General features: G+C 45.1%; 22 protein-coding genes. 7 read left to right on the forward strand and 15 right to left on the reverse strand.

What is annotated here, in order from left to right:
• Positions 1–88 precede the first annotated feature (88 nt).
• Entirely contained in the window at positions 89–952 is an 864-nt protein-coding gene (gene rsmI, locus R8O70_RS03185) for a 16S rRNA (cytidine(1402)-2'-O)-methyltransferase (RefSeq protein ID WP_005372907.1), read from the reverse strand.
• A gap of 68 nt (positions 953–1,020) precedes the next feature.
• Between rsmI and R8O70_RS03190 the strand changes: the two genes are divergently transcribed.
• From R8O70_RS03190 to R8O70_RS03205, 4 genes are read left to right on the forward strand one after another with little or no spacing between them, the layout of a single operon-like run.
• Positions 1,021–2,832 carry a penicillin-binding protein activator gene (locus R8O70_RS03190; protein WP_005372905.1) on the forward strand — a complete coding sequence of 604 codons (1,812 nt, stop codon included), beginning with the start codon at positions 1,021–1,023 and terminating at the stop codon, positions 2,830–2,832.
• Positions 2,819–3,187, forward strand: coding sequence for a YraN family protein (locus R8O70_RS03195; protein ID WP_206949599.1), 369 nt, complete (start codon positions 2,819–2,821; stop codon positions 3,185–3,187). Before R8O70_RS03190 ends, R8O70_RS03195 begins: the two co-directional genes overlap by 14 nt.
• A gap of 3 nt (positions 3,188–3,190) precedes the next feature.
• The gene (locus tag R8O70_RS03200; protein WP_005372901.1) at positions 3,191–3,781 is read left to right on the forward strand and encodes a phosphoheptose isomerase; all 591 of its coding nucleotides are present in this window, start codon (positions 3,191–3,193) and stop codon (positions 3,779–3,781) included.
• Positions 3,782–3,802: 21 nt separating this feature from the next.
• Entirely contained in the window at positions 3,803–4,471 is a 669-nt protein-coding gene (locus tag R8O70_RS03205; protein WP_053304335.1) for a BON domain-containing protein, read from the forward strand.
• A gap of 71 nt (positions 4,472–4,542) precedes the next feature.
• On the opposite strand, the gene sspB is transcribed toward R8O70_RS03205, so the two are convergent.
• The 8 genes from sspB to zapE all read right to left on the reverse strand — a co-directional run bounded on the left by sspB (position 4,543) and on the right by zapE (position 11,232).
• Positions 4,543–5,028 (reverse strand): ClpXP protease specificity-enhancing factor, encoded by a 486-nt coding sequence (gene sspB, locus R8O70_RS03210; protein ID WP_005387408.1) that lies wholly within the window; start codon positions 5,026–5,028, stop codon positions 4,543–4,545.
• Positions 5,029–5,045: 17 nt separating this feature from the next.
• Positions 5,046–5,681, reverse strand: coding sequence for a stringent starvation protein SspA (sspA, locus tag R8O70_RS03215; RefSeq protein WP_005372897.1), 636 nt, complete (start codon positions 5,679–5,681; stop codon positions 5,046–5,048).
• A gap of 96 nt (positions 5,682–5,777) precedes the next feature.
• Entirely contained in the window at positions 5,778–6,515 is a 738-nt protein-coding gene (locus tag R8O70_RS03220) for a cytochrome c1 (protein ID WP_005372881.1), read from the reverse strand.
• Positions 6,512–7,777: a cytochrome b gene (locus R8O70_RS03225; protein WP_005372880.1), complete on the reverse strand. Its 1,266-nt coding sequence runs from the start codon at positions 7,775–7,777 to the stop codon at positions 6,512–6,514. Before R8O70_RS03225 ends, R8O70_RS03220 begins: the two co-directional genes overlap by 4 nt.
• Positions 7,777–8,367 (reverse strand): ubiquinol-cytochrome c reductase iron-sulfur subunit, encoded by a 591-nt coding sequence (petA, locus tag R8O70_RS03230; protein ID WP_005372877.1) that lies wholly within the window; start codon positions 8,365–8,367, stop codon positions 7,777–7,779. Before petA ends, R8O70_RS03225 begins: the two co-directional genes overlap by 1 nt.
• Before the next feature lie 673 nt (positions 8,368–9,040).
• The gene (gene rpsI / locus R8O70_RS03235; RefSeq protein WP_005372876.1) at positions 9,041–9,433 is read right to left on the reverse strand and encodes a 30S ribosomal protein S9; all 393 of its coding nucleotides are present in this window, start codon (positions 9,431–9,433) and stop codon (positions 9,041–9,043) included.
• 15 nt (positions 9,434–9,448) lie between these two features.
• Positions 9,449–9,877, reverse strand: a complete 429-nt coding sequence (gene rplM, locus R8O70_RS03240) for a 50S ribosomal protein L13 (RefSeq protein WP_005372872.1) — start codon at positions 9,875–9,877, stop codon at positions 9,449–9,451.
• A 251-nt stretch (positions 9,878–10,128) separates the two neighbouring features.
• Entirely contained in the window at positions 10,129–11,232 is a 1,104-nt protein-coding gene (zapE, locus tag R8O70_RS03245) for a cell division protein ZapE (RefSeq protein WP_005387411.1), read from the reverse strand.
• 203 nt (positions 11,233–11,435) lie between these two features.
• On the opposite strand from zapE, the gene zapG reads away from it, so the two are divergent.
• The 3 genes from zapG (at position 11,436) to degS (ending at position 14,702) form a co-directional block, all read left to right on the forward strand.
• Positions 11,436–11,879 (forward strand): Z-ring associated protein ZapG, encoded by a 444-nt coding sequence (gene zapG / locus R8O70_RS03250; RefSeq protein ID WP_005379861.1) that lies wholly within the window; start codon positions 11,436–11,438, stop codon positions 11,877–11,879.
• Between the two features lie 200 nt (positions 11,880–12,079).
• Entirely contained in the window at positions 12,080–13,447 is a 1,368-nt protein-coding gene (locus R8O70_RS03255) for a Do family serine endopeptidase (RefSeq protein ID WP_025768400.1), read from the forward strand.
• A gap of 190 nt (positions 13,448–13,637) precedes the next feature.
• Positions 13,638–14,702 (forward strand): outer membrane-stress sensor serine endopeptidase DegS, encoded by a 1,065-nt coding sequence (gene degS, locus R8O70_RS03260; RefSeq protein ID WP_017633606.1) that lies wholly within the window; start codon positions 13,638–13,640, stop codon positions 14,700–14,702.
• 37 nt (positions 14,703–14,739) lie between these two features.
• Here degS and parC read toward each other — a convergent pair whose 3' ends face one another.
• The 6 genes from parC to nudF form a co-directional block, all read right to left on the reverse strand.
• On the reverse strand, positions 14,740–17,025 hold the full coding sequence (gene parC, locus R8O70_RS03265; protein WP_206959305.1) for a DNA topoisomerase IV subunit A: 2,286 nt from the start codon (positions 17,023–17,025) through the stop codon (positions 14,740–14,742).
• A 3-nt stretch (positions 17,026–17,028) separates the two neighbouring features.
• On the reverse strand, positions 17,029–18,909 hold the full coding sequence (gene parE / locus R8O70_RS03270) for a DNA topoisomerase IV subunit B (RefSeq protein ID WP_005387417.1): 1,881 nt from the start codon (positions 18,907–18,909) through the stop codon (positions 17,029–17,031).
• Positions 18,910–19,158: 249 nt separating this feature from the next.
• On the reverse strand, positions 19,159–19,743 hold the full coding sequence (gene yqiA, locus R8O70_RS03275) for an esterase YqiA (RefSeq protein ID WP_005379875.1): 585 nt from the start codon (positions 19,741–19,743) through the stop codon (positions 19,159–19,161).
• Positions 19,744–19,790: 47 nt separating this feature from the next.
• The gene (gene cpdA, locus R8O70_RS03280; protein WP_005387419.1) at positions 19,791–20,597 is read right to left on the reverse strand and encodes a 3',5'-cyclic-AMP phosphodiesterase; all 807 of its coding nucleotides are present in this window, start codon (positions 20,595–20,597) and stop codon (positions 19,791–19,793) included.
• Between the two features lie 61 nt (positions 20,598–20,658).
• A complete protein-coding gene (locus R8O70_RS03285; protein ID WP_258625263.1) occupies positions 20,659–21,102 on the reverse strand; it encodes a DUF1249 family protein in 444 nt (147 codons plus the stop codon).
• Positions 21,102–21,752: an ADP-ribose diphosphatase gene (gene nudF / locus R8O70_RS03290; RefSeq protein WP_258625265.1), complete on the reverse strand. Its 651-nt coding sequence runs from the start codon at positions 21,750–21,752 to the stop codon at positions 21,102–21,104. Before nudF ends, R8O70_RS03285 begins: the two co-directional genes overlap by 1 nt.
• Positions 21,753–21,835: the final 83 nt, after the last annotated feature.

Consider the following 21,835-nt stretch of genomic DNA (forward strand, 5'->3'; position numbering starts at 1 on the left):
CTTTTTAGTCAGTGCGCCAAAAATAGATAATAAAAAGGCCGATTCCTAAACATCAGCCCTCATTGACCATTTATCTCGCTAGCGGCACTTAGTCTAAGTTTTCTAAGCCCCATTTATATAGCGCATTCTTCTTCAAGTTATGTATTTCTGCCACCAAAGCAGCTGCTTTTTTCAAAGGCAGCTCTTTGGTCAAAATCCCTAACGTGCGTAAAGCATCTTCAGGTAGTGAGTCGTCTGTTGTTTCACGATGGCCATGTACCAACAATACCATTTCACCACGCTGTTGGTTATCGTCACTTTTCACCCATTCAATCAGCTCACCTAACGGCATGCCTTGAATGGTTTCAAAGGTTTTTGTTAGCTCTCTTGCCAACACAACTTCTCTATCTGGGCCAAGAACGTCTAACATGTCTTGTAGAGAGTCTAAAATACGGTGCGGTGACTCGTAAAAAATACACGTACGCTCTACCGAAGCAATCTCTAGGAATTTATCCTTACGACCTTTGCTTTTCGGTGGTAAAAAACCTTCGAAGCTAAAGCGATCAGATGGCAAGCCAGAGGCACTTAACGCCGTAATGACCGCACAGGCACCTGGAAGAGGCACAACTCTAACGCCCGCTTGACGACATTTTGTCACCAAATGGTATCCTGGGTCGCTGATAAGTGGCGTACCAGCGTCAGAAACTAATGCGATAGACTGACCGGAAAGCAGCTTTTCTACCAAAACTTGTGCTTTTTGCTGCTCATTGTGGTCATGTAGAGCAAAAGTTTTGGTTTGAATATTGAAGTGAGACAGTAATTTGCCCGTATGTCGAGTATCCTCAGCGGCAATGATGTCCACAGTCGACAGAATTTCGATAGCACGTTGGGTGATATCCGCTAAATTTCCGATTGGAGTCGGTACGATATAGAGAGTTGGCCCCTCATTCGGCAACTTATTTTTATCTGTCATTTGTTTACCATCACTTCAACGATTAATATAGAGACAATTTTGTACAAAATTATAGAGAACTCACGGCAATGATTAACCATAAGAGACTCAGTGTACCACGCATACTTACTCCTGTTGCACTAGCAATTACGCTCGCCGCCTGTTCTTCAGGTCCAAGACAGCCTGATGGCGTTGATGTAACACTTGAGCCTACTCAGTCTGTTCAGAACTATATGATCCAAGCTGATAGCACGGAAGGCAGTTTACAAAATGACTGGTTGATCATGGCAACCAAAGCCGCGATTCAAGCAAACCAGTTTGATCAAGCAGAAATGTTGATCAAGCGCCTGGCTCGTCAACAGTTAACCGAAGTTCAGCAAGCAGAGTGGCAACTAGCGCGTGCGACCATACAGCAAAAACAGGGTAATTACTCTCAGTTGCTGCAATTGTTGAATTTTAAACCTTGGTGGAAGTTGCCAAATGAGCAATGGAAAGACTATTACTTGATGCGTGCCGACGCTTATCAAGGTCTTAACCAAGCGTTTGAGGCAAACCGCCAACTGGTTGCATTTGGCCAATATGCATCGTCCGCAGAGCAGAGAGAGATTTCTAGCCGTATTTGGATGAACTTTGGCAGCTACTCCGAGTACGAACTGACCTCATTAGAAACAGAGCCAAATGAAGATGTTTTAGATGGTTGGCTACAACTCGCTATTTATGCGAAAACGCTGTCGGGCAACTTATCCCAACTAAAAAATACCCTAGAACGCTGGTTAAACGAGAACCCATCTCACCCAGCCGCTATCTACACACCAGAAGAGATTCAAAACATTCTCTCTCTAGACATAGTTAAACCAAACAACACCGCTTTGTTACTGCCGCTTACTGGTAAATTCTCGCCACAAGCGCAATTAATTCGTGATGGTTTTGTGTTTGCGATGATGAATGATCGTAACCGTGATCCAAGCGCTACCCTCACGGTAATAGACACTAATGCGTATAACGCCGACCAAATTAAACAACGTTTGATCAATGAAAACATCGACTTTGTTGTTGGTCCCCTAGAAAAAGAAAACGTTGAGCTATTGCACACAACCATGGATGGCTCAGAAAATGGTCCTACGATTCCAGCCCTTGCGCTAAATATTCCCGAAGATGTGCAACCAGATAGCAATATTTGCTACTTGGCATTATCACCAGAACAAGAAGCCGCACAGGCAGCGAAACACTTGTTCAGCGAAGGCTATAACTTCCCTCTGATTCTGGCACCAAAGGGCAGCTTTGGTGAGCGTGTAACTGAAGCGTTCAACAAAGAATGGCGCAAGTACAGCTCTAATAAAGTCGCAGCAAGTTATTTTGGCGACAAGCGCCAACTTCAAAAAGACATCAATGAAGTATTTGGTCTGCAAGAAAGCAAACAACGTATTGCTCAGATGCAATCACTAATGCGTATCAAGCTTGAAACACAGCCACGTAGCCGTCGTGATGTCGATGCGGTTTATATTGTTGCTAGAAGCACGGAACTGACTTTGATCAAGCCGTTTATTGAGGTAGCGATTAACCCAGACGCCAAAGCACCACAAATTTTCTCTAGCTCGCGTAGCAACAGTGGCGGCGCGACTTACGAAGATCTAACAGGCATCATCTACAGCGATATCCCATTACTGATTGACCCAGACCCTAGCGTGACCGCTGAAATGAACGAGCTGTGGTCAGAGCAATCTAACATGGAAAAACGTTTGAAAGCACTGGGTATGGATGCGTATAAATTGATTGGGGAGCTGCCACAAATGAAGGTCGTTCCGGGCTACTCAGTTGGCGGCCAAACCGGTATTTTAAGTATCGACAATAATTGTGTTGTACAGCGTGAGCTAAGCTGGGCTGAGCGTGGGGCTCTTTAGTAAGCGCCAAATCGGAAATCAATATGAAGCTCTGGCGAAGCAGTATTTACAACGCCAGGGCTTAAACTTAATTGAACAAAATTTTCTGACTAAGGTCGGTGAGATTGATTTAATCTTCCAACAAGGTGAAACTATTGTGTTTGTTGAAGTCAAATACCGTAAGAACAATCACTTTGGCTCGGCAGCAGAAATGGTGACGCACGCTAAAATGCGCAAGCTAGTCAAAACCGCACAAGTTTGGCTTAGCCAACAAAAGCGCTTAAAACACAATATCGATTATCGATTTGATGTCATCGCCATTCATGATAATGGGCGAGATATCAACTGGATAGAAAACGCAATCTCTGAAGGATAAGCGATGCTAGACAGCATTAAAGACAGCTTTACAGAAAGTATTCAAATTCAAATCGCAGCAGCAGAGGCGCTGCCTGATGCCATTACTCATGCAGCTCAAGCGATGGTGTCGAGCCTGCTTAATGGCAATAAAATTTTATGTTGTGGTAATGGCGGCAGTGCTTCAAACGCTCAACAATTTGTTTCTTGTCTTTTAAACCGTTTTGAAACTGAGCGCCCTAGCCTACCAGCAATGGCCTTAACCGCCGATAATACCACCCTAACCGCAGTGGCCAACGATTACCACTACCAGGAAATCTTCTCAAAACAGGTACGAGCGTTTGGTCAACCAGGCGACATTTTGCTTGCCATGTCGACTAGCGGTAACAGTAAAAATATTATCAAAGCGATGGAAGCAGCCGTAACTCGAGACATGACGATTATCGCGCTAACAGGAAAAGATGGCGGAGAGATGGCAGGGCTGCTCGGTGAGAACGACGTCGAAATTCGTATTCCATCACACCGCACTGCACGTATTCACGAAGTACATATGGTAACACTCCATTGTCTTTGTGATCTTATTGACCAGGTGCTTTTCCCTGCTCACGAAGAGTAACCAAGACTGAGAGTCAGAATTATGATACGTAGCCTTGTTATCTTATTAACAGCATTGAGTTTAAGTGGTTGCGCAGGTTTGTTTATCGCAGGTGCAGCAACCACAGCGAATATTGTCACGGACACACGCACGACAAAACAAATCTGGCAGGACAATAACATCGAGTTCGAAGTTGCGGCGATCGGCAATAAAGCACCGTTTAAAGGTGAAGTTCGTGTCGTTGCCAGTTCATATAATGGGACTGTAGTCCTTATGGGACAGGCTCCGACACAAGACCTTATCCTTGCTTTAGAGCGAAGAGCTAGAGAAGTTAGTGGTGTAAAAGTCATACACAATCAAATCAAACAAAAAGAGCCACTCACTGTTACCCAGATTAGCAATGACAGCTGGATCACAACCAAAGTAAAGTCAGCTTTGCTTACTGATTCTGAGCTTAATGGTGTTAAGGTTAAAGTGATCACCGAAGATGGCGACGTTTTTCTGTTTGGTTATGTCACGCCAGAGCAAAGCGATCGAGCGACAGAAATCGCGCGTAATATCTCAGGCGTAAAACAAGTCATTAAAGGGTTCCAATACGGCGAAATGGAGCCTGTTGAAGTAGACTTACCGAGTGACGGTGTACAAACAATAGAAAGTGAGGCAAGCACAGAAAGTGAAGAGAACGTCGAAGTCTTTACGATTAGTGAGTAATTTCCAAAGTCTGGCTTGAAATCATCTTCAACAAGTTAAAAAGAAAAAAGCAGCGTTACGCTGCTTTTTTATTATTTAATCACTCTTAAGCTTGGTTTGCCTTTTGGTCGAGGAGCATCGTCCTCTTCGGCATCTGAATCAGAAACTAACTCAGAAGGCTCATCACTAACCGTTGTAAACGATGGGGATGATTCTTCCTCGGTCATCGCTTCTTCTTCGATGTGAGTGTACGCTTCTTCTGGTTCAAACATAGTACCAGCACCATTCTCACGTGCATAAATAGCTTGAACAGCATACACAGGCACGATCACTGAGTGCGGACGACCGCTAAAGCGAGCATGGAAGGTAATCGCATCATTACCTAACTCAAGATTACCCACTGCACGTGGCGCAATATTCAAAATAATTTGACCATCTTGAATAAATTCAACCGGGACACGCACCCCTGGCATTGTTGCATCCACAACCAAGTGAGGAGTCAAGTCATTGTCTACTAACCAGTCGTAAAATGCGCGAAGCATATACGGGCGGCGAGCAGTCATTTTTGCAATATCCATAACGTGTTTTAAATCGCTTAGCGAACTAGGCGCATTTCACGTTCAGCTTCAGTCAAAGAAGCAAGGAACGAATCACGTTCAAATACGCGGTTCATGTATACCTTGATTTCTTTTGAACCAGGGCCAACAAGATCGATACCAAGTTGAGGCAAACGCCACAATAGTGGAGCTAGGTAACAATCGATCAAGCTGAATTCTTCGCTCATGAAGTACTCATATTCAGCAAAAATTGGCGCTAACGTCAGAAGATCATTACGCAGCTTTGTGCGTGCTTTTTCTGATTCTTCCGCATTACCTTTCATCACTTTTTCAGCGAGTGAATACCAGTTGCGTTCGATACGGTACATCATCAAGCGGCTGTTGCCACGAGCAACAGGGTAAACCGGCATTAGAGGTGGATGAGGGAAACGCTCGTCCAAGTACTCCATGATGATTTTTGAATCGTAAAGAGCTAGCTCACGGTCAACAAGAGTTGGCACTGATTTATATGGGTTTAGCTCAACAAGCTCAGCAGGAAGGTTTGCTTCGTCAACAAGCTCAACTTCAACACTTACGCCTTTTTCAGCTAGTACAATGCGAACCTGATGGCTATACAAATCTGATGCACTTGAGAAAAGAGTCATCACAGAACGTTTATTGGCAGCTACAGCCATGGAGCCCTCCAGTACACTTACAAATAAAAACAATGGAGGCTAAGCCTCCATTGTACATCAATTAAAATTGGGAATTAGCACGGTATTTTAGCACAATTAATGCACATCGCGCCAATACTCTTTCTTGAGCATCACAACAACGATGGTTAGAAGCACTAAGAAGCCCATTACCCACCAGCCTAAAGCATGACGCTCAAGCTGCACTGGGTCACCTGAATAAACTAAGAAGTTAACGAGATCGCCAACCGCTTTGTCATATTCGCCTTCACTCAGCTCACCCGTGCCATCGGTTTCAGTACCAACAACAACTTGTACTTCTTCGCCATCTACGATTTTCGTATCGTAAATCGGCGTCGGGATGCCCTGTAGCTCTTCAAGTACATGCGGCATACCAACACTCGGGAAGACGATGTTGTTCACGCCGAATGGACGAGATGGATCAACATAGAAAGAGCGTAAGTAAGTGTATAACCAATCAGCACCACGAACTCGTGCAACCAACGTAAGATCTGGTGGTGGAGCACCAAACCAGTTTGCCGCTTGCTTCGGTGGCATAGCATTGACCATTAGATCACCGATTTTCGCTTCAGGATTGAAAATCAGGTTTTCTTTCATTAAGTCTGTTGGAATTTCCAAGTCTGTTGCTACACGCTCGTAACGCTGGTATTGCGTAGAGTGACAAGCAAAACAGTAGTTCATGAACAACTTCGCGCCGTTTTGTAGCGAAGCTTTATCCGTAAGGTCAACATTCGCTTTATCCAGCGGAACATTGGCCCCAGCTGCCATCGCTAGTGATGGCAACATAGCAAATAGAATTACAATCCACTTCTTCATTTGAATGTCACCCTCTCTGGTAATGGTTTGGTTGCTTCATTTTTGCTGTAGAAGAACAGCAACACAAAGAACATGAAGTAACACAAGCTAAAGATCTGAGATAGTAGTGTGTACGTTGGTGTCGCAGGTAACGCACCTAAAATACCCAGAGCGATAAAGGCGATAGTGAACTGTACAATATTCAATAGATGAAGTTTGCTACGGTAACGGTATGAACGAACTTTACAACGATCCAACCAAGGTAGAACAAACAGCACTGCAATTGACGCGCCCATTAGGATAACACCTAATAGTTTGTCTGGAACCGCACGTAAGATTGCGTAGAACGGCGTGAAGTACCATACCGGAGCAATATGCTCTGGTGTCTTCAGTGGGTTTGCAGCTTCAAAGTTAGGCGGCTCAAGGAAGTACCCACCCATTTCTGGGTTAAAGAACAGCACGTAACAGAAGAAGAACAAGAAACCAGCGACACCGACCAAGTCCTTAACCGTGCCGTACGGATGGAAAGGAATCGAATCAATGATGTCATATTTCTTCGTATAGTAATCGTGGAACTTGAATTGCGTTTTGTAATCGTCGCCCATTGAGCCTTTTGGCAGCTTAGTTTCGATACCATCCGGGTTGTTTGAGCCTACTTCGTGCAGCGCCAATACGTGCAGAACAACAAGAAGAAGCAAAACAATAGGCAGGGCAATAACGTGTAGTGCGAAGAAACGGTTTAGCGTTGCACCAGAGATGATGTAGTCACCACGAATCCAAAGCGTTAGGTCATCACCGATAACAGGAATAGCACCAAACAGGGAAATGATTACCTGTGCACCCCAGTATGACATCTGACCCCATGGAAGTAGGTAACCCATGAACGCTTCAGCCATGAGAACAAGAAAGATCAACATACCGAAGATCCACAATAGTTCACGAGGTTTTTGGTATGAACCGTAGATCAAACCACGGAACATGTGAAGATACACAACAACGAAAAACGCTGACGCGCCAGTGGAATGCATGTAACGCAGAAGCCAACCGTACTCTACATCACGCATAATGTATTCGATAGACGCAAATGCACCGTCACCTGAAGGAACATAGTTCATCGTTAGCCAAATACCCGTTAGGATTTGGTTAACAAGAACCAGCATCGCCAGAGAACCGAAAAGGTACCAAAAGTTGAAGTTCTTAGGCATTGGGTATTCAGACAAATGCTTTTTATAAGCATTCATTGCAGGAATACGCTTTTCAACCCAATCTAACATTGCTTGCATTATGCATCTCCCTCATCAACACCCACAATGAGCTTGGTATCGCTCAAATACATGTGCTTAGGAACGACAAGGTTCAACGGAGCAGGTACTCCTTGGAACACTCGACCAGCCATGTCGAACTTAGAACCATGACAAGGACAGAAGAAGCCAGATCTTACGCCCTGCACCTGCTCTGAGAAAGAGTCAGGTAGATAGGTTGGTGAACAACCTAAGTGGGTACAGAAACCAACTGCGACGAAAAACTCTTCCTTAATCGAACGAAACTCATTCTGAGCGTACTCAGGCTGCTGCTCCATTTCAGATTGTGGATCGCGAAGCTTATCACCGATCGATTTTAAGTTATCCAGAACGCTTTGAGTGCGGCGAACAATCCATACAGGTTTTCCCTGCCACTCAACACGAACCAGCTGACCTGGTTCAATTTTACTTATATCCACTTCCACCGGTGCGCCCGCCGCTTTGGCTTTAGCACTCGGATTCCATGATTTGATAAAAGGCACGGCGACGGCGACTGCCCCTAACCCACCAACAACTGCCGTTGTAGCGGTTAGAAAACGCCTGCGACCGTTATTTAAAGGCGCGTTGCTCATCCAAACATTCTCCCATTTGCTCCCTTTGGATCGTTATTATTCCGCTTATAAGAGCATGGCTAACAAATAATGAATTTAGTTCTATTTATTGGAGGGAAATGATAAAGAAAACCCTACTTTTTGACAAGATAAAGCTACCTTTTTGTAACATTTGTGAGGCAAATCGCTCGCGTCGTCACAAAAGCGGCAGAATTATAAAAAATTGATGTGATTTGTAACAAGAAAGCACCACATAGAAGCCCCGCTGAAAGCAGATAAAACCTTTTATCTTGGTAGTTTTCAGTTAATTACACAGAGAAATATTTCGTATTACGCGTTCAGCTTACTGTGTTTATATTTTCAATTTTGTAGCACGCAGAATGCTCAAAAAGGAGCGTAAGTCATTTTAAAAAATGTTACAGGAAGAATAAGATACAAAGACATTCTTGCTGATGAATACATCTATGCTGCATCGCAAGAGAAAGCGTGGTGAGTCGTGATTAAATAAGGCACAGATATAAAACGGCACTGGCAACCTTTCGACGAAGAGGACGAATAAGAAGGCCTGCTCGGAGTGTGATGATAAGTGAAGGCTGTTCGTTGCTTTAAATACAAAAAAGCCCGGCATAGAGCCGAGCTTTTGGTACACAGTTTCCAGAGTAACTCTGAAAGCATAATTCCCGATAAGAGGAAATTAACGCTTAGAGAACTGTGGACGACGACGTGCTTTACGTAGACCAACTTTCTTACGTTCAACGCAACGAGCGTCACGAGTAACGTAGCCAGCTGCGCGTAGAGCAGGACGTAGAGACTCATCGTATTCCATAAGCGCGCGAGTGATACCGTGACGGATAGCACCAGCTTGACCAGAAATACCGCCGCCTTTAACTGTTACGTAAAGGTCTAGCTTTTCAGTTAGTTCAACTAGCTCTAGAGGTTGTTGTACAACCATACGTGCTGTTGGACGACCGAAGTATTCGTCAAGGTTACGCTTGTTTACTACAATGTTACCGCTGCCTGGTTTAATGAAAACACGTGCAGCTGAGCTTTTGCGACGGCCAGTGCCGTAGTATTGATTCTCTGCCATTTTCGAAATCCCCAATTAGATGTCTAGTACTTGTGGTTGTTGAGCAACATGGTTGTGCTCAGCGCCCGCGTAAACTTTTAGCTTACGGTACATAGCACGGCCTAGAGGACCACGTGGAAGCATGCCTTTAACTGCAAGCTCAAGAGCCATCTCAGGTTTACGATCGATCAACTTTTCAAAAGTGATAGATTTTAGACCACCTGGGAATTCAGAGTGACGGTAGTACACTTTGTTCTTAGCTTTGTTACCAGTTACAGCAACTTTCTCAGCGTTGATAACGATGATGTAATCACCAGTGTCAACGTGAGGAGTGTATTCAGCTTTATGTTTGCCACGTAGGCGAGATGCAATTTCACTTGCTAGACGGCCAAGAGTTTTACCTTCAGCGTCTACAACGTACCAGTCGCGTTTTACAGTTTCTGGTTTAGCAACGAAAGTTTTCATGCTAACAATAACCCGTTAATTAAATTTTAAACTTTAAAGGAACACCCAATAGTGCTCCCACACTGTCTAAGAGCCCAGTCATCACCCCTTCGAGTCGTTGGTACTCTCGACCTTCAATTTCGAAATAACTTCGATAATCAGGTCTGCAGTAACGGTGGGTCGCAGGATTATAGAGAAGAGCGAAGAAAAAATCACCTTTTTTTGCGCCAAATCACTAATTTTTTCTTCACTTTTTTAAGAACCCATTGGATCTAGGCCAAATGTTCACGCGCGAGATACTCATGACTTTGCATCTCAGTAAGCCGAGACAAACAGCGCTTAAATTCGAACTCTAACTGCCCGTCAGTATATAAGTCGGCCATTGGCACTTCAGCAGAAATAATCAACTTAACATTGCGCTCGTAAAACTCATCGACCAGCGCGATAAAGCGTCTCGCCGCATCATCTATTTTTCGGTTCATTTGTTGAACATCTGCCAGTAATACCGTGTGGTAAATACGAGACAATTCAATGTAGTCATTTTGACTGCGAGCAGTTTGACACAACTGAGCAAACGACGCATGCAGCACCCCGTCGCTTGCTTCAATCACCGCTAGTTGACGGTGGTTAACTTCGATTTGATGAGCAACAAACTGACGCTCTCCAGTCAGCTGCTGATAATATTTGTTAAGGTTTATGCTAGCCTGCTCATCAAGCGGGTAATGGTATATTTCAGCCTGTTCTAACGTTCTTAAGCGATAATCAACGCCACTATCGACATTCAACACTTCACAACGTGCCAAAATCATATCGATCGCGGGCAAAAAGCGCGCTCTTTGCAAACCGTTACGATATAAGTTCTGCGGCTCAATGTTTGAAGTCGCGACTAGGATCATCTGCCGCTTGAACATTTCTTGAAGTAGCGTTGCAAGGATCATCGCATCAGTAATGTCGGAAACAAAAAATTCATCAAAGCAAACCACATCGGCTTCTTCTTTAAATTTATCCGCCACTTTTGATAGCGGATTTTCGACATCACCTAACAGCTTCAACTCATCATGTACTCGATACATAAATCGATGGAAGTGGACGCGCATTTTTCTTTGGGTCGGTAAAGCATCAAAAAATGCATCCATAAGGTAGGTTTTACCGCGACCTACCCCACCCCAAAAGTAAAGACCTTTTGGTGGTTCAGGCTTGTCGATTTTTTTCCCCATTAGCTTTTGCCATTTGGAAAGCTGAGGCACAGGCGCTGACTGAAATTCAACGATAGCATGGTAAAGCTTGTCTAATGCAACGACCGCTTGATACTGAGCTTCATCACGCTGAAACCCGTGTTCTGCTATGTCTTTTTGATATTGTTGTAGTGGTGTCATCGTATTAAGTCGTATAGAGGTATAGAGGTATAGAGAAAAGGGTTACCTCGGGGTCAACTTTGAGAATAGAGAGAAGTAGTTATCAGTCCCCGAAGACATACTGCTATTTTTCTTTATCGGCTGTTCAAGCCATAGTAACATGGACGAGCACCGCGTGTAACTAAGTAGTAAAAGACTTGTTAAAACAACTATAAGGAGCAGTTATGCCTTGGATTTATGCCATTGTGGGTTTGCTGGTCGGTACAATCGTAGGCGTAGTCATTAGTAGACTAACCACCCCTGAATACAAGAAACAAAAGTCTGTGCAGAAAGAACTTGAAGCGGCCAAGTTTGAATTAGAGCAACAACGTCAAGAGCTCGTCGATCACTTTGCACAAACCGCAGAAATGTTGGACACCCTAGGTAAAGATTACACCAAGCTATACCAACATATGGCCAAGACCTCTTCTGAGCTTTTGCCAAACTTACCAGAACAAGACAACCCGTTTGATAAGAAAACGGCAATGTCGTCTGAAACCATTGCAGAAGATCAACCAGAGTTTAACGAACAACCAAAAGACTACGCTAATGGCGCCACCGGTCTTTTGAAGGATCAAGAGAAAGAAATCATTAATGCTCCCGAAGCGGTAACCGCAAAAGCATCATAATCCTCTCTTACTTCTATCTAGGGCCGATACATTTGTATCGGCCCTTTTTTGAACTTTTTCCCCTCACCTTCGCTCTAACTTGGGTGTGCACTGCCTCCCCTTTTGATTGTCCGAACTAGACCCTATATTAGTTATTAACAAAGTGAACTAACCGTTCGGATATTTCTTTTTGGCAGACATGTTTCAAGAGGAGTTATTGGATGAAAAAACCACTGCTTGCGCTCACCGTTCTATCTCTGAGTTTGGGTTCGATTATTGCCCCAGTTCAAGCCACTGCCGCATTACCTTTGAATGTGGATGGCCAACAGTTACCTAGCTTGGCACCAATGCTTGAGAAGGTGACCCCAGCTGTTGTGAGTATTGCTGTAGAAGGTAAACAAGTACAAACCAGCCGCATTCCCGAGCAATTTCAATTTTTCTTTGGCCCAGACTTTCCTATGGAACAAAGGCGAGAGCGCCCGTTCAGAGGTTTAGGTTCTGGTGTCATTATTGATGCGAAGAAAGGCCATATTGTCACTAACTACCATGTGATTAAGGGGGCAGATGAGATTCGAGTTCGCCTCTTTGACGGGCGCGAGTATGACGCTACGCTCGTTGGCGGTGATGAAATGGCCGATGTTGCGTTACTTAAATTAGAGAAAGCGAAAAACTTAACGCAGATTAAGGTCGCGGATTCCGACAAACTGCGTGTCGGTGACTTTACGGTTGCGATTGGTAACCCATTTGGACTCGGTCAAACTGTGACTTCGGGTATTGTTTCAGCCCTTGGTCGTAGCGGCTTAAACGTTGAAAACTTCGAAAACTTCATCCAAACCGATGCCGCAATTAACAGCGGTAACTCTGGTGGTGCATTGGTCAACCTTAATGGTGAGCTGATCGGTATTAATACTGCGATTTTAGGCCCTAACGGCGGTAATGTGGGTATTGGCTTTGCGATTCCATCAAACATGATGAAAAACCTCACTGATCAAATTCTAGAGTTTGGTGAAGTCAAACGCGGCATGTTGGGTGTGCAAGGTGGCGAAGTAACCTCTGAGCTAGCTGATGCATTGGGTTACGAGTCAAGTAAAGGGGCCTTTATTGGTCAAGTCGTACCGGACAGCGCAGCCGATAAAGCAGGGTTAAAAGCCGGTGACGTAATTGTATCGGTGAACGGCAAAGCGATTAATACTTTCTCAGAGCTCCGCGCAAAAGTGGCAACACTGGGAGCAGGTAAAGAAATCACATTAGGTGTGGTTCGAGATGGTAAGAATAAAACCTTTGATGTAACGCTTGGCGAATCTACGAATATGAAAGCTAAAGCGGAGACATTACATGAGGGACTCAAAGGTGCGGAGTTAAGCAATACAACACCAAGTGATGTAATCCAAGGTGTTAAAGTATCGAGCGTTGCAGATAACTCTCCAGCGGCTCAATATCAATTACAACAAGGTGACATTATTATCGGTGTGAACCGTCAACGAGTGAAAAACCTTGCCGAGCTTCGTACAATCGTAGAGAAACACAAAGGTGTACTGGCTCTTAATATTCAACGTGGTGAACGTACTATTTATCTTGTCATTCGTTAACCACTTTCAAAGTGATAGGAAATAAGGTTTTCGATGCATAGTACTGAGTGATAAGGCTCGATCACTTTTCCTTATCGCTCAATAACTAATGAAAAGGGCAGCGCGATGACGTGCTGCCCTTTTGTTATTTTTCAATGTAATGCTATTCTTCATCTTCGATGCCATTTTGGCGCTCACGCATGGAGAGGATATGCTCAGCTTTTTATTACGTTCTGTCTTTTTAGGCTTGGCTACTGCCGCAGTGGTATTACTGGCGGTTCCATCTTTGCGCAACAACGTAATTCCTGCCGCGCTTGATCCTCAACCTGTTAATATCGCATCAGTCGAGTTGACGTTTAATCAAGCGGTCCGAAGAGCAGCGCCTGCAGTGGTAAACATCTACAGCCGTAAGTATGTTGAGAATGATCGCAGTAAACTCTCGACTCAAGGTCTGGGGTCAGGTGTCATTGTTAGTGAGAAAGGCTACATCATTACTAACTATCATGTGGTTGCTCAAGCTGATCAAATTGTTGTGGCATTACAAGACGGCAGAGCCGCAGCGGCTCAGCTCGTAGGGACAGATAAACGTACTGATATAGCCGTGCTGCGTGTCGAAGGTTCGAATTTGCCCGTAATCCCTCTGAACTCTAATTACAAACCACAAGTGGGCGATGTAGTACTAGCCATCGGTAACCCATACAACCTTGGACAAACCACAACGTTCGGCATTATTTCTGCCACAGGTCGTTCATCTATTAGCGATGGTCGTCAAGCATTCATTCAAACCGATGCCGCCATCAATGAAGGTAACTCTGGTGGAGCCCTAGTGAACACACAAGGCGAGCTCGTCGGCATTAACACCGCCTCTTTTCAGCAAGCGACAGACTTAGAAACTTACGGTATTTCTTTTGCGATCCCTGCGCCGCTAGCCAGTAAGATCATGCAGAAAATCATCGCTGATGGCCGCGTGATTCGTGGTTATATTGGAATCGACGGCCAAGACATTAATGCGGTCACTGCTCGCCTACTTGGAAATGAACACATAGGTGGTATTGTCGTACTTGGTATTGATCCAAATGGCCCAGCCAATGCGGCTGGCTTTCAAAAACAAGATATCATTATCAGTATTGATGGCAATAAGGTTCAGGGGCGTCAGAGCGTTATGGATATCGTCACCGATTTACGTCCTGGCACCACCGTGGACGTCGGTATCATTCGCAAAGGAAAAGAGATGACCTTGAAAGTCACCATTGCTGAAGACAAGCAAGAAGCATAAAAAATCCCAGCCATTGGCTGGGATTTTTATTTGTGCGTTACTCGCTATCGCTCGGTGTTTCCGTCGTATCGGAATCATCCAGCTCAACTTCAATGCGAGTGACTCGCTGCAAACCTCTCGGTAATAACCCACCTCGGCGACCACGTTCGCCACGGAAGTTATCAAGGTCAGACGGTTTAAGACCCAACTTTCGCTTACCCGCGTACAGCGTTAACGATGCACCTTTTGGTAAAGACATTAAGTGAGATAGTACTTCTTCTCGCTCTTTTGCTTTAGCAGCAGGAATGTTGATGATCTTATTCCCTTTACCTTTCGCCAGTTGTGGCAAGTCTTTGATTGGGAACAGCAGCATGCGACCTTGGTTAGTGATTGCTAAGATTTCATCAGAGTCTAAATCTTCAATCTCTTTTGGCGTCATGATCTCAGAGTTGGCAGGTAAAGTGACGAGCGCTTTACCACTGCGGTTTTTAGACAGCAAGTCCGCGCCTTTACATACAAAGCCGTAACCTGCATCTGAACCCACCAGCCACAGCTGATCTTCTTCACTCATGATGACTTGGCGAATACTGCTACCAGCCGTAATATTCAAGCGACCGGTAATCGGCTCACCTTGACTACGAGCAGAAGGCAGTGAGTGCGATTCCAGAGAGTAACTTCGACCGTCACTACCTAGGAATACCGCAGGCTGATTACTCTTACCTCGAGCATGCGCTAAATACTTATCACCCGACTTATAGTTTAAGCCTTCGGCATCCACGTCATGGCCTTTCGCGTGACGAATCCAACCTTTCTCAGAAAGCACAACCGTGATTGGCTCACTTGGTACGAGGTCACGTTCAGTCAGCGCTTTTGCTTCTGCACGCTCAACCATTGGAGAGCGACGGTCATCACCGTATTTCTCTGCGTCTGCTTTGATTTCTTTTTTCAGTAGTGTGTTCAGACGACGCTCAGAACCGAGTAGCTGTTCTAGCTTCTCACGCTCTTTCTCTAGCTCGTCTTGCTCACCACGGATCTTCATCTCTTCTAGTTTTGCTAGATGACGAAGTTTGGTATCTAAAATTGCATCCGCTTGGATATCGGTAATACCAAAGCGTTCCATCAGCACAGCTTTTGGATCGTCTTCAGTACGGATGATCTCAATCACTTCATCTAGGTTGAGGTAAGCAACCAACAAACCTTCCAAGATGTGTAGACGAGCCATTACTTTGTCTAGGCGGTGTTGTAGACGACGACGCACAGTCGTACGACGGAACTCGATCCACTCAGATAGAATTTGCACCAGACCTTTAACTTGAGGACGGTTATCCAAACCAATCATGTTCAAGTTAACGCGGTAACTGCGCTCAAGATCCGTTGATGCGAACAAGTGGTTCATCAACAAGTCACAATCGACACGGTTTGACTTAGGCACCACAACGATACGCGTTGGGTTCTCGTGATCCGATTCGTCACGAAGATCGTCAACCATTGGCAGCTTCTTCGCACGCATCTGGTTAGCGATTTGCTCAAGCAGTTTGGCACCCGATACTTGGTGAGGCAAAGAAGTGATAACAATATCAGAACCTTCTTTATGCCAAACCGCGCGCATTTTGATGCTGCCACGACCGTTGCGGTAAATCTTCTCGATATCCGCTTGCGGCGAGATAATTTCTGCTTCTGTTGGGTAATCTGGACCTTTGACATACTGCATCACGTCCGGCAGTTCTGCTTTCGGGTTGTCGATCAAATGAATAGTCGCATCTGCGATTTCACGAACGTTGTGCGGTGGGATGTCTGTTGCCATACCAACGGCAATGCCGGTTACACCGTTAAGCAGGATATGAGGCAGACGTGCTGGCAACATTTGTGGCTCTTTCATTGTGCCATCAAAGTTAGGTTGCCATTCAACCGTGCCCTGACCAAGTTCGCCAAGCAATACTTCAGCAAACTTAGACAGTTTTGCTTCGGTATAACGCATTGCCGCAAATGATTTCGGATCATCTGGCGCACCCCAGTTACCTTGACCATCCACTAATGGATAGCGGTAAGAGAATGGCTGAGCCATCAATACCATCGCTTCGTAACACGCTAAATCACCGTGCGGATGGTATTTACCTAGCACGTCACCAACGGTACGTGCAGATTTTTTGTATTTTGCTGATGCAGAGAGACCAAGCTCTGACATCGCATAAATGATGCGTCGTTGAACCGGCTTTAAGCCATCACCAATGTATGGCAAGGCGCGGTCCATGATTACGTACATCGAGTAGTTCAGATAAGCGTCTTCAGTGAACTTGCGCATTGGCAATTGTTCGACGCCATCGTAGGTAATTTCTGTAGACATCCGTTACACCTCTGCCAAGTCGCCGTTGTTTTGTAGCCAAGAACGACGGTCATCTGCACGCTTTTTACCTAGCAGCATGTCCATCATTTCCATGGTCGCCGTAGAGTCGTCAATGGTTAACTGCACTAAGCGACGCGTGTTCGGATCCATGGTGGTTTCACGCAACTGAAGTGGGTTCATCTCACCCAGACCTTTGAATCGTTGCACGTTGATTTTGGCTTTCTTCTTCGACAAGCGCTCTAAAATGCCATCTTTTTCATCATCATCGAGGGCGTAGAACACTTCTTTCCCGCAGTCGATTCGATACAGAGGCGGCATCGCCACATAGATATGACCCGCTTCCACTAGTGCGCGGAAGTGACGAGTAAATAGAGCACAAAGCAGCGTTGCGATGTGAAGACCATCCGAGTCCGCATCGGCAAGGATACAGATCTTACCGTAACGAAGACTCTCGAGGTTGTCGCTATCTGGGTCAATACCCAAAGCAACTGAGATATCGTGTACTTCTTGAGACGCAAGAACTTGATCGGCAGAGACTTCCCACGTGTTCAAGATCTTACCACGCAGTGGCATCACAGCTTGGAATTCACGGTCACGTGCCTGTTTTGCCGAGCCACCCGCAGAGTCACCCTCCACAAAGAAGATTTCCGTGCGACTTAAGTCCTGTGCAGAACAGTCGGTCAACTTACCTGGCAGTGCCGGGCCAGAAGCCACTTTCTTACGTACGACTTTTTTCGCCGCTCGCATACGACGATGCGCGTTAGCGATACAGACTTCTGCCAATTGCTCTGCGAGCTGAGGCTTTTCGTTCAACCAAAGACTGAACGCATCTTTTACAACGCCAGAGACAAATGCCGCGGTTTGACGAGAAGAGAGACGTTCCTTGGTCTGGCCTGCAAATTGTGGATCTTGAATTTTAACCGACAGCACGTAAGAACAGCGGTCGAAAACGTCATCACCCGTTAGCTTCACACCACGAGGTAATAGATTACGGAACTCACAGAATTCGCGCATCGCTTCCAACAAGCCTTGGCGTAAACCATTAACGTGCGTACCACCTTGAGCGGTTGGGATTAGGTTAACGTAGCTTTCGGTGATCATTTCACCGCCTTCTGGCTGCCAAATTACCGCCCAGTTTGCCGCTTCAGTATCCGCCAAGAACTCACCAGTAAATGGTTCTTCAGGAATAACTGGATAGCCTTTTACACCTTCCGCAAGATAGTCTTTAAGACCGTCTTCGTAGTACCACTTATAGTCTTTGCCATTAACTTTGTCGGTTAATGTGATTTCTAAGCCCGGACACAAAACCGCTTTTGCGCGCAGGTTGTTGACTAAGCGCGTCACAGAGAAGTTAGCCGAATCGAAGTACTTCGCATCAGGCCAGAAATGTACGCTGGTACCGCGATTGCGACGACCACATGTGCCAGTTACGGTCAGATCAGACACTTTCTCGCCGTGTTCAAATGCAATTTCATACACTTGACCATCACGACGAACTGTTACTTCAACGCGTTTTGACAACGCGTTTACTACAGATATACCTACCCCGTGCAAACCACCAGAGAATTGGTAGTTTTTGTTAGAGAACTTACCACCCGCATGTAGCTTACATAGAATTAGCTCTACGCCTGATACTTTCTCTTCTGGGTGGATATCAACAGGCATGCCTCGACCATCATCGATCACTTCGAGTGATTGGTCAGCATGTAGGATGACTTGTACTTTTGAGGCATGTCCGGCTAGCGCTTCATCGACACTGTTGTCGATAACTTCTTGGCCCAAATGGTTTGGGCGCGCTGTATCCGTATACATCCCTGGTCGGCGACGTACTGGCTCTAAGCCATTCAGTACTTCAATGGCACCAGCATTATATTGTTCAGTCATAATACGGAATTATTCTCAAAGTTTACTTGTTGCCTGAGTATCACCAATGGGCGTACCCATACTCAGGAAACGAAAAAGCCACCCTGTTCACATCACTAAGAGTTTGTAAACATGATGCATAACAAAGTAGCCAGGGTCCTCGACCCTTAAGATCTTTTGGCAAAACATAGTCGGAAAGCATACCGCCCATGTCAAGAAACGGTTGGATATATCAATAAAAACTATGAGCCTTTTCCAATCGCTTTCGAATTACAGTTCTAGAAATTCGATAATCTGTGCAGGATAACGCTCAAAGCCTACAAAACTGTGATCACCGCCTTGTTCTACTGTTTGCTTAGCGTCTGCAAACTTATCTACCGCTTGTCGATAGTCTAAAACCTCATCTTCTGTTTGTTGCAATAACCAAAAAGAATGTGGCGACGCGATGCTTTGTACATCAAGAGCTTTTAACTCGTCAATATGACAAGCTTCAAGTGTATAGGTTTCATGCGTATATGGGTTAGTTTGCTTACCCAAATAATCTACTAGCAACTCATAAGGCTTGACTGCGGGGTTGACCACTACCGCTTTAAACCCAAACTTGTCATTTAGCCACGTTGACATAAAACCGCCTAATGAACTGCCCACTAGACCAATTTTATAGTCGTCTTTATATTGCTCGATAATATCCAACAACATTTTCGCCGCTTGCTGAGGATAACAAGGTAACTGGGGAACAATCACCTTGATATCAGACCTATGTTGCTCGCAGTAGGCTCTCATCACATTCGCTTTCATGGAGAGTGGAGAGCTATTAAAGCCATGGATATAGAGAAGAAGTGAAGGTTTACTCATAGATATCTCGCACAAAAAAGCGAGCCCGAACAGAGAGCTCGGGCGCGTTAGTAGCCGTTAGAAGAGAAGTCTGGTTGGAACTGGCCATCAGGAAGCCGACCTACTTGGGTCGTAATATCGCCACAAGCGTGTAGTTGCAGCTCCCGCCAACCAGGCGAAGTGGTATCAAGGGCAAAATCATCCGAGTTAGGCTTAAACTGAACACAAGTTGAGGGTGTTGCCATCACTCGAATGCCCTTGTGAAGCACATTCATATCTTGATGAACATGACCACAGAGAATGCCTTTCACGTTATCAAAACGCTCGACAACCTGCCAAAACGCTTCGGCATCTTTTAAAGTATGTTGATCAAGCCACGCGCTTCCCACCAGTAACGGGTGATGATGCAACAAAACAAGTGTGTGTCTTTCTGGGTGTTCGGCTAGCTTTTCTTCGAGTAGCGTTAATTGCTGATCACTCAAGCGCCCATGAGGAACGCCAACAACTTGCGAGTCTAAAAGAATTAACTGCCAATGCTCGCCAAGCAACACATGCTCTGCGGCTTTGATTTGTGGCGAAGGCAAAACACTGCCCATATTAGGCTTGTAATCATGATTACCAGGTAGCCAAAAGCAGTCTTTCTCTAGCGGTTCAATGCCGTTGGCAAAGCGCTGATAAGATTCTGCACTATGGTCTTGGGAAATATCGCCCGTCGCCAAGATGTAATCAAACGCCACGTTGCGGCGTAAAACATCAGCAACAACAGCATTAAAGCTATCGACTGTTTTTACGCTTAGCAAACTTCCCTCATCGGCAGCAAACAGATGAGTATCCGTAATTTGTAAAAGTTTGATGCTGTCACTAGATGATTGCAAAATGAAAACCTGATTCGTCCACTATATCGTTATTTGTTATTTTCCTTTAGTGACGTGACGATCAATTGAAGGCAAGTGGTGTTCTACTGATACCACTTCGTAAACAAAACGTCAGCCATTCACCGAGGAATGTGTTTAATTGATGCTTTTCATCTTTCTGCATCAGTTGGTCATTGGGATAATCATACTTAGCTTTTATGCGAGAGAACTCTCCGCTTGAGCATACTTCGGCTACTCTCGCATCATGATAAAGCCTGACAGACATCGTCGGTAAAGGAAACACTGGCGTTTCATCACTCTGACATATCTCAACAACTGTGGTGTATTTTGTGATTTCATTCACGGTCAATTGGTAAACCATGTTCGCCGCTTGGTAGCAACGTACATCCCCAACTTCGGCAGAAGCAGGCAATAAGGCGTTCAACTTAGCGTAGTTGGTCTCATACGTTCTCATAAGACCAGCTAAATCAACATGATATTGTTGTTTTTCAGCCAATAGTGCCATTACTCACTCTCCACCGTTTGGGATTGTCCCCATTCTGACTTTAACTCTTGATGGTGTAATTGCAGCCATTGCAACGCAATAATCGACGCACCATTTTCAAATTTTCCGTCCTTCACCCATTGATACGCCGTTTCACGACTCATGACATGAACTCGGATGTCTTCATTCTCATAGTCTAAACCATGAATGCCGTGCGCTTTAGACGCATCCACTTCACCAACAAAGACGTCTAGCTTTTCCGAGCAACCACCAGCCGAAGGATAATAAGAAGTGACAGGTATAACGCGCCCCACCTGAATCCCCGCTTCTTCGACAGCCTCTCGACGAATTACGGCTTCAGCAGATTCATCGCGGTCAATCATACCTGCGACAATTTCTAGCTGCCAAGGGTGCTCATGTTCCAACGCGCCAATACGAATCTGTTCAATGATTACGACCTGGTCCGTATTGGGATCATAAGGAAGCATCGCTGCTGCGTGACCACGCTCGAACATTTCTCGTTCGACAACTCCACTCCAACCACCAGCAAATAGCCTATGCTGAAAGCGGTATCTCACCATTTTGAAAAAACCTTCAAATAAGGTTTCTTTCGAGATGACTTTTACATCTCGCGAAGTAAAATCTTGTTGTTGTTTGTCACGCTGTTGCATTCAACACCTCTCTGAGTGAATCCTGTAGTTTACTCATTGTTATTCGCTTGCTCAAAGGACTTGGCTCAACTTTTTGTATAATA

Origin of the sequence: Vibrio sp. 779(2023) (genome assembly GCF_033344285.1) — a bacterium.
Lineage (GTDB): Bacteria > Pseudomonadota > Gammaproteobacteria > Enterobacterales > Vibrionaceae > Vibrio > Vibrio alginolyticus.

What these genes read in the sequence shown, in the direction of transcription:
- parC (WP_206959305.1), bottom strand. Translation starts at nt 17,025, where the DNA reads ATGTCTACAGAAATTACCTACGATGGCGTCGAACAATTGCCAATGCGC.
- petA (WP_005372877.1), bottom strand. Translation starts at nt 8,367, where the DNA reads ATGAGCAACGCGCCTTTAAATAACGGTCGCAGGCGTTTTCTAACCGCT.
- rpsI (WP_005372876.1), bottom strand. Translation starts at nt 9,433, where the DNA reads ATGGCAGAGAATCAATACTACGGCACTGGCCGTCGCAAAAGCTCAGCT.
- nudF (WP_258625265.1), bottom strand. Translation starts at nt 21,752, where the DNA reads ATGCAACAGCGTGACAAACAACAACAAGATTTTACTTCGCGAGATGTA.
- rsmI (WP_005372907.1), bottom strand. Translation starts at nt 952, where the DNA reads ATGACAGATAAAAATAAGTTGCCGAATGAGGGGCCAACTCTCTATATC.
- zapE (WP_005387411.1), bottom strand. Translation starts at nt 11,232, where the DNA reads ATGACACCACTACAACAATATCAAAAAGACATAGCAGAACACGGGTTT.
- sspB (WP_005387408.1), bottom strand. Translation starts at nt 5,028, where the DNA reads ATGGATATTGCAAAAATGACTGCTCGCCGCCCGTATATGCTTCGCGCA.
- R8O70_RS03190 (WP_005372905.1), top strand. Translation starts at nt 1,021, where the DNA reads ATGATTAACCATAAGAGACTCAGTGTACCACGCATACTTACTCCTGTT.
- yqiA (WP_005379875.1), bottom strand. Translation starts at nt 19,743, where the DNA reads ATGAGTAAACCTTCACTTCTTCTCTATATCCATGGCTTTAATAGCTCT.
- degS (WP_017633606.1), top strand. Translation starts at nt 13,638, where the DNA reads ATGCTCAGCTTTTTATTACGTTCTGTCTTTTTAGGCTTGGCTACTGCC.
- R8O70_RS03225 (WP_005372880.1), bottom strand. Translation starts at nt 7,777, where the DNA reads ATGCAAGCAATGTTAGATTGGGTTGAAAAGCGTATTCCTGCAATGAAT.
- R8O70_RS03285 (WP_258625263.1), bottom strand. Translation starts at nt 21,102, where the DNA reads ATGGCACTATTGGCTGAAAAACAACAATATCATGTTGATTTAGCTGGT.
- R8O70_RS03220 (WP_005372881.1), bottom strand. Translation starts at nt 6,515, where the DNA reads ATGAAGAAGTGGATTGTAATTCTATTTGCTATGTTGCCATCACTAGCG.
- sspA (WP_005372897.1), bottom strand. Translation starts at nt 5,681, where the DNA reads ATGGCTGTAGCTGCCAATAAACGTTCTGTGATGACTCTTTTCTCAAGT.
- R8O70_RS03200 (WP_005372901.1), top strand. Translation starts at nt 3,191, where the DNA reads ATGCTAGACAGCATTAAAGACAGCTTTACAGAAAGTATTCAAATTCAA.
- zapG (WP_005379861.1), top strand. Translation starts at nt 11,436, where the DNA reads ATGCCTTGGATTTATGCCATTGTGGGTTTGCTGGTCGGTACAATCGTA.
- R8O70_RS03255 (WP_025768400.1), top strand. Translation starts at nt 12,080, where the DNA reads ATGAAAAAACCACTGCTTGCGCTCACCGTTCTATCTCTGAGTTTGGGT.
- parE (WP_005387417.1), bottom strand. Translation starts at nt 18,909, where the DNA reads ATGACTGAACAATATAATGCTGGTGCCATTGAAGTACTGAATGGCTTA.
- rplM (WP_005372872.1), bottom strand. Translation starts at nt 9,877, where the DNA reads ATGAAAACTTTCGTTGCTAAACCAGAAACTGTAAAACGCGACTGGTAC.
- R8O70_RS03205 (WP_053304335.1), top strand. Translation starts at nt 3,803, where the DNA reads ATGATACGTAGCCTTGTTATCTTATTAACAGCATTGAGTTTAAGTGGT.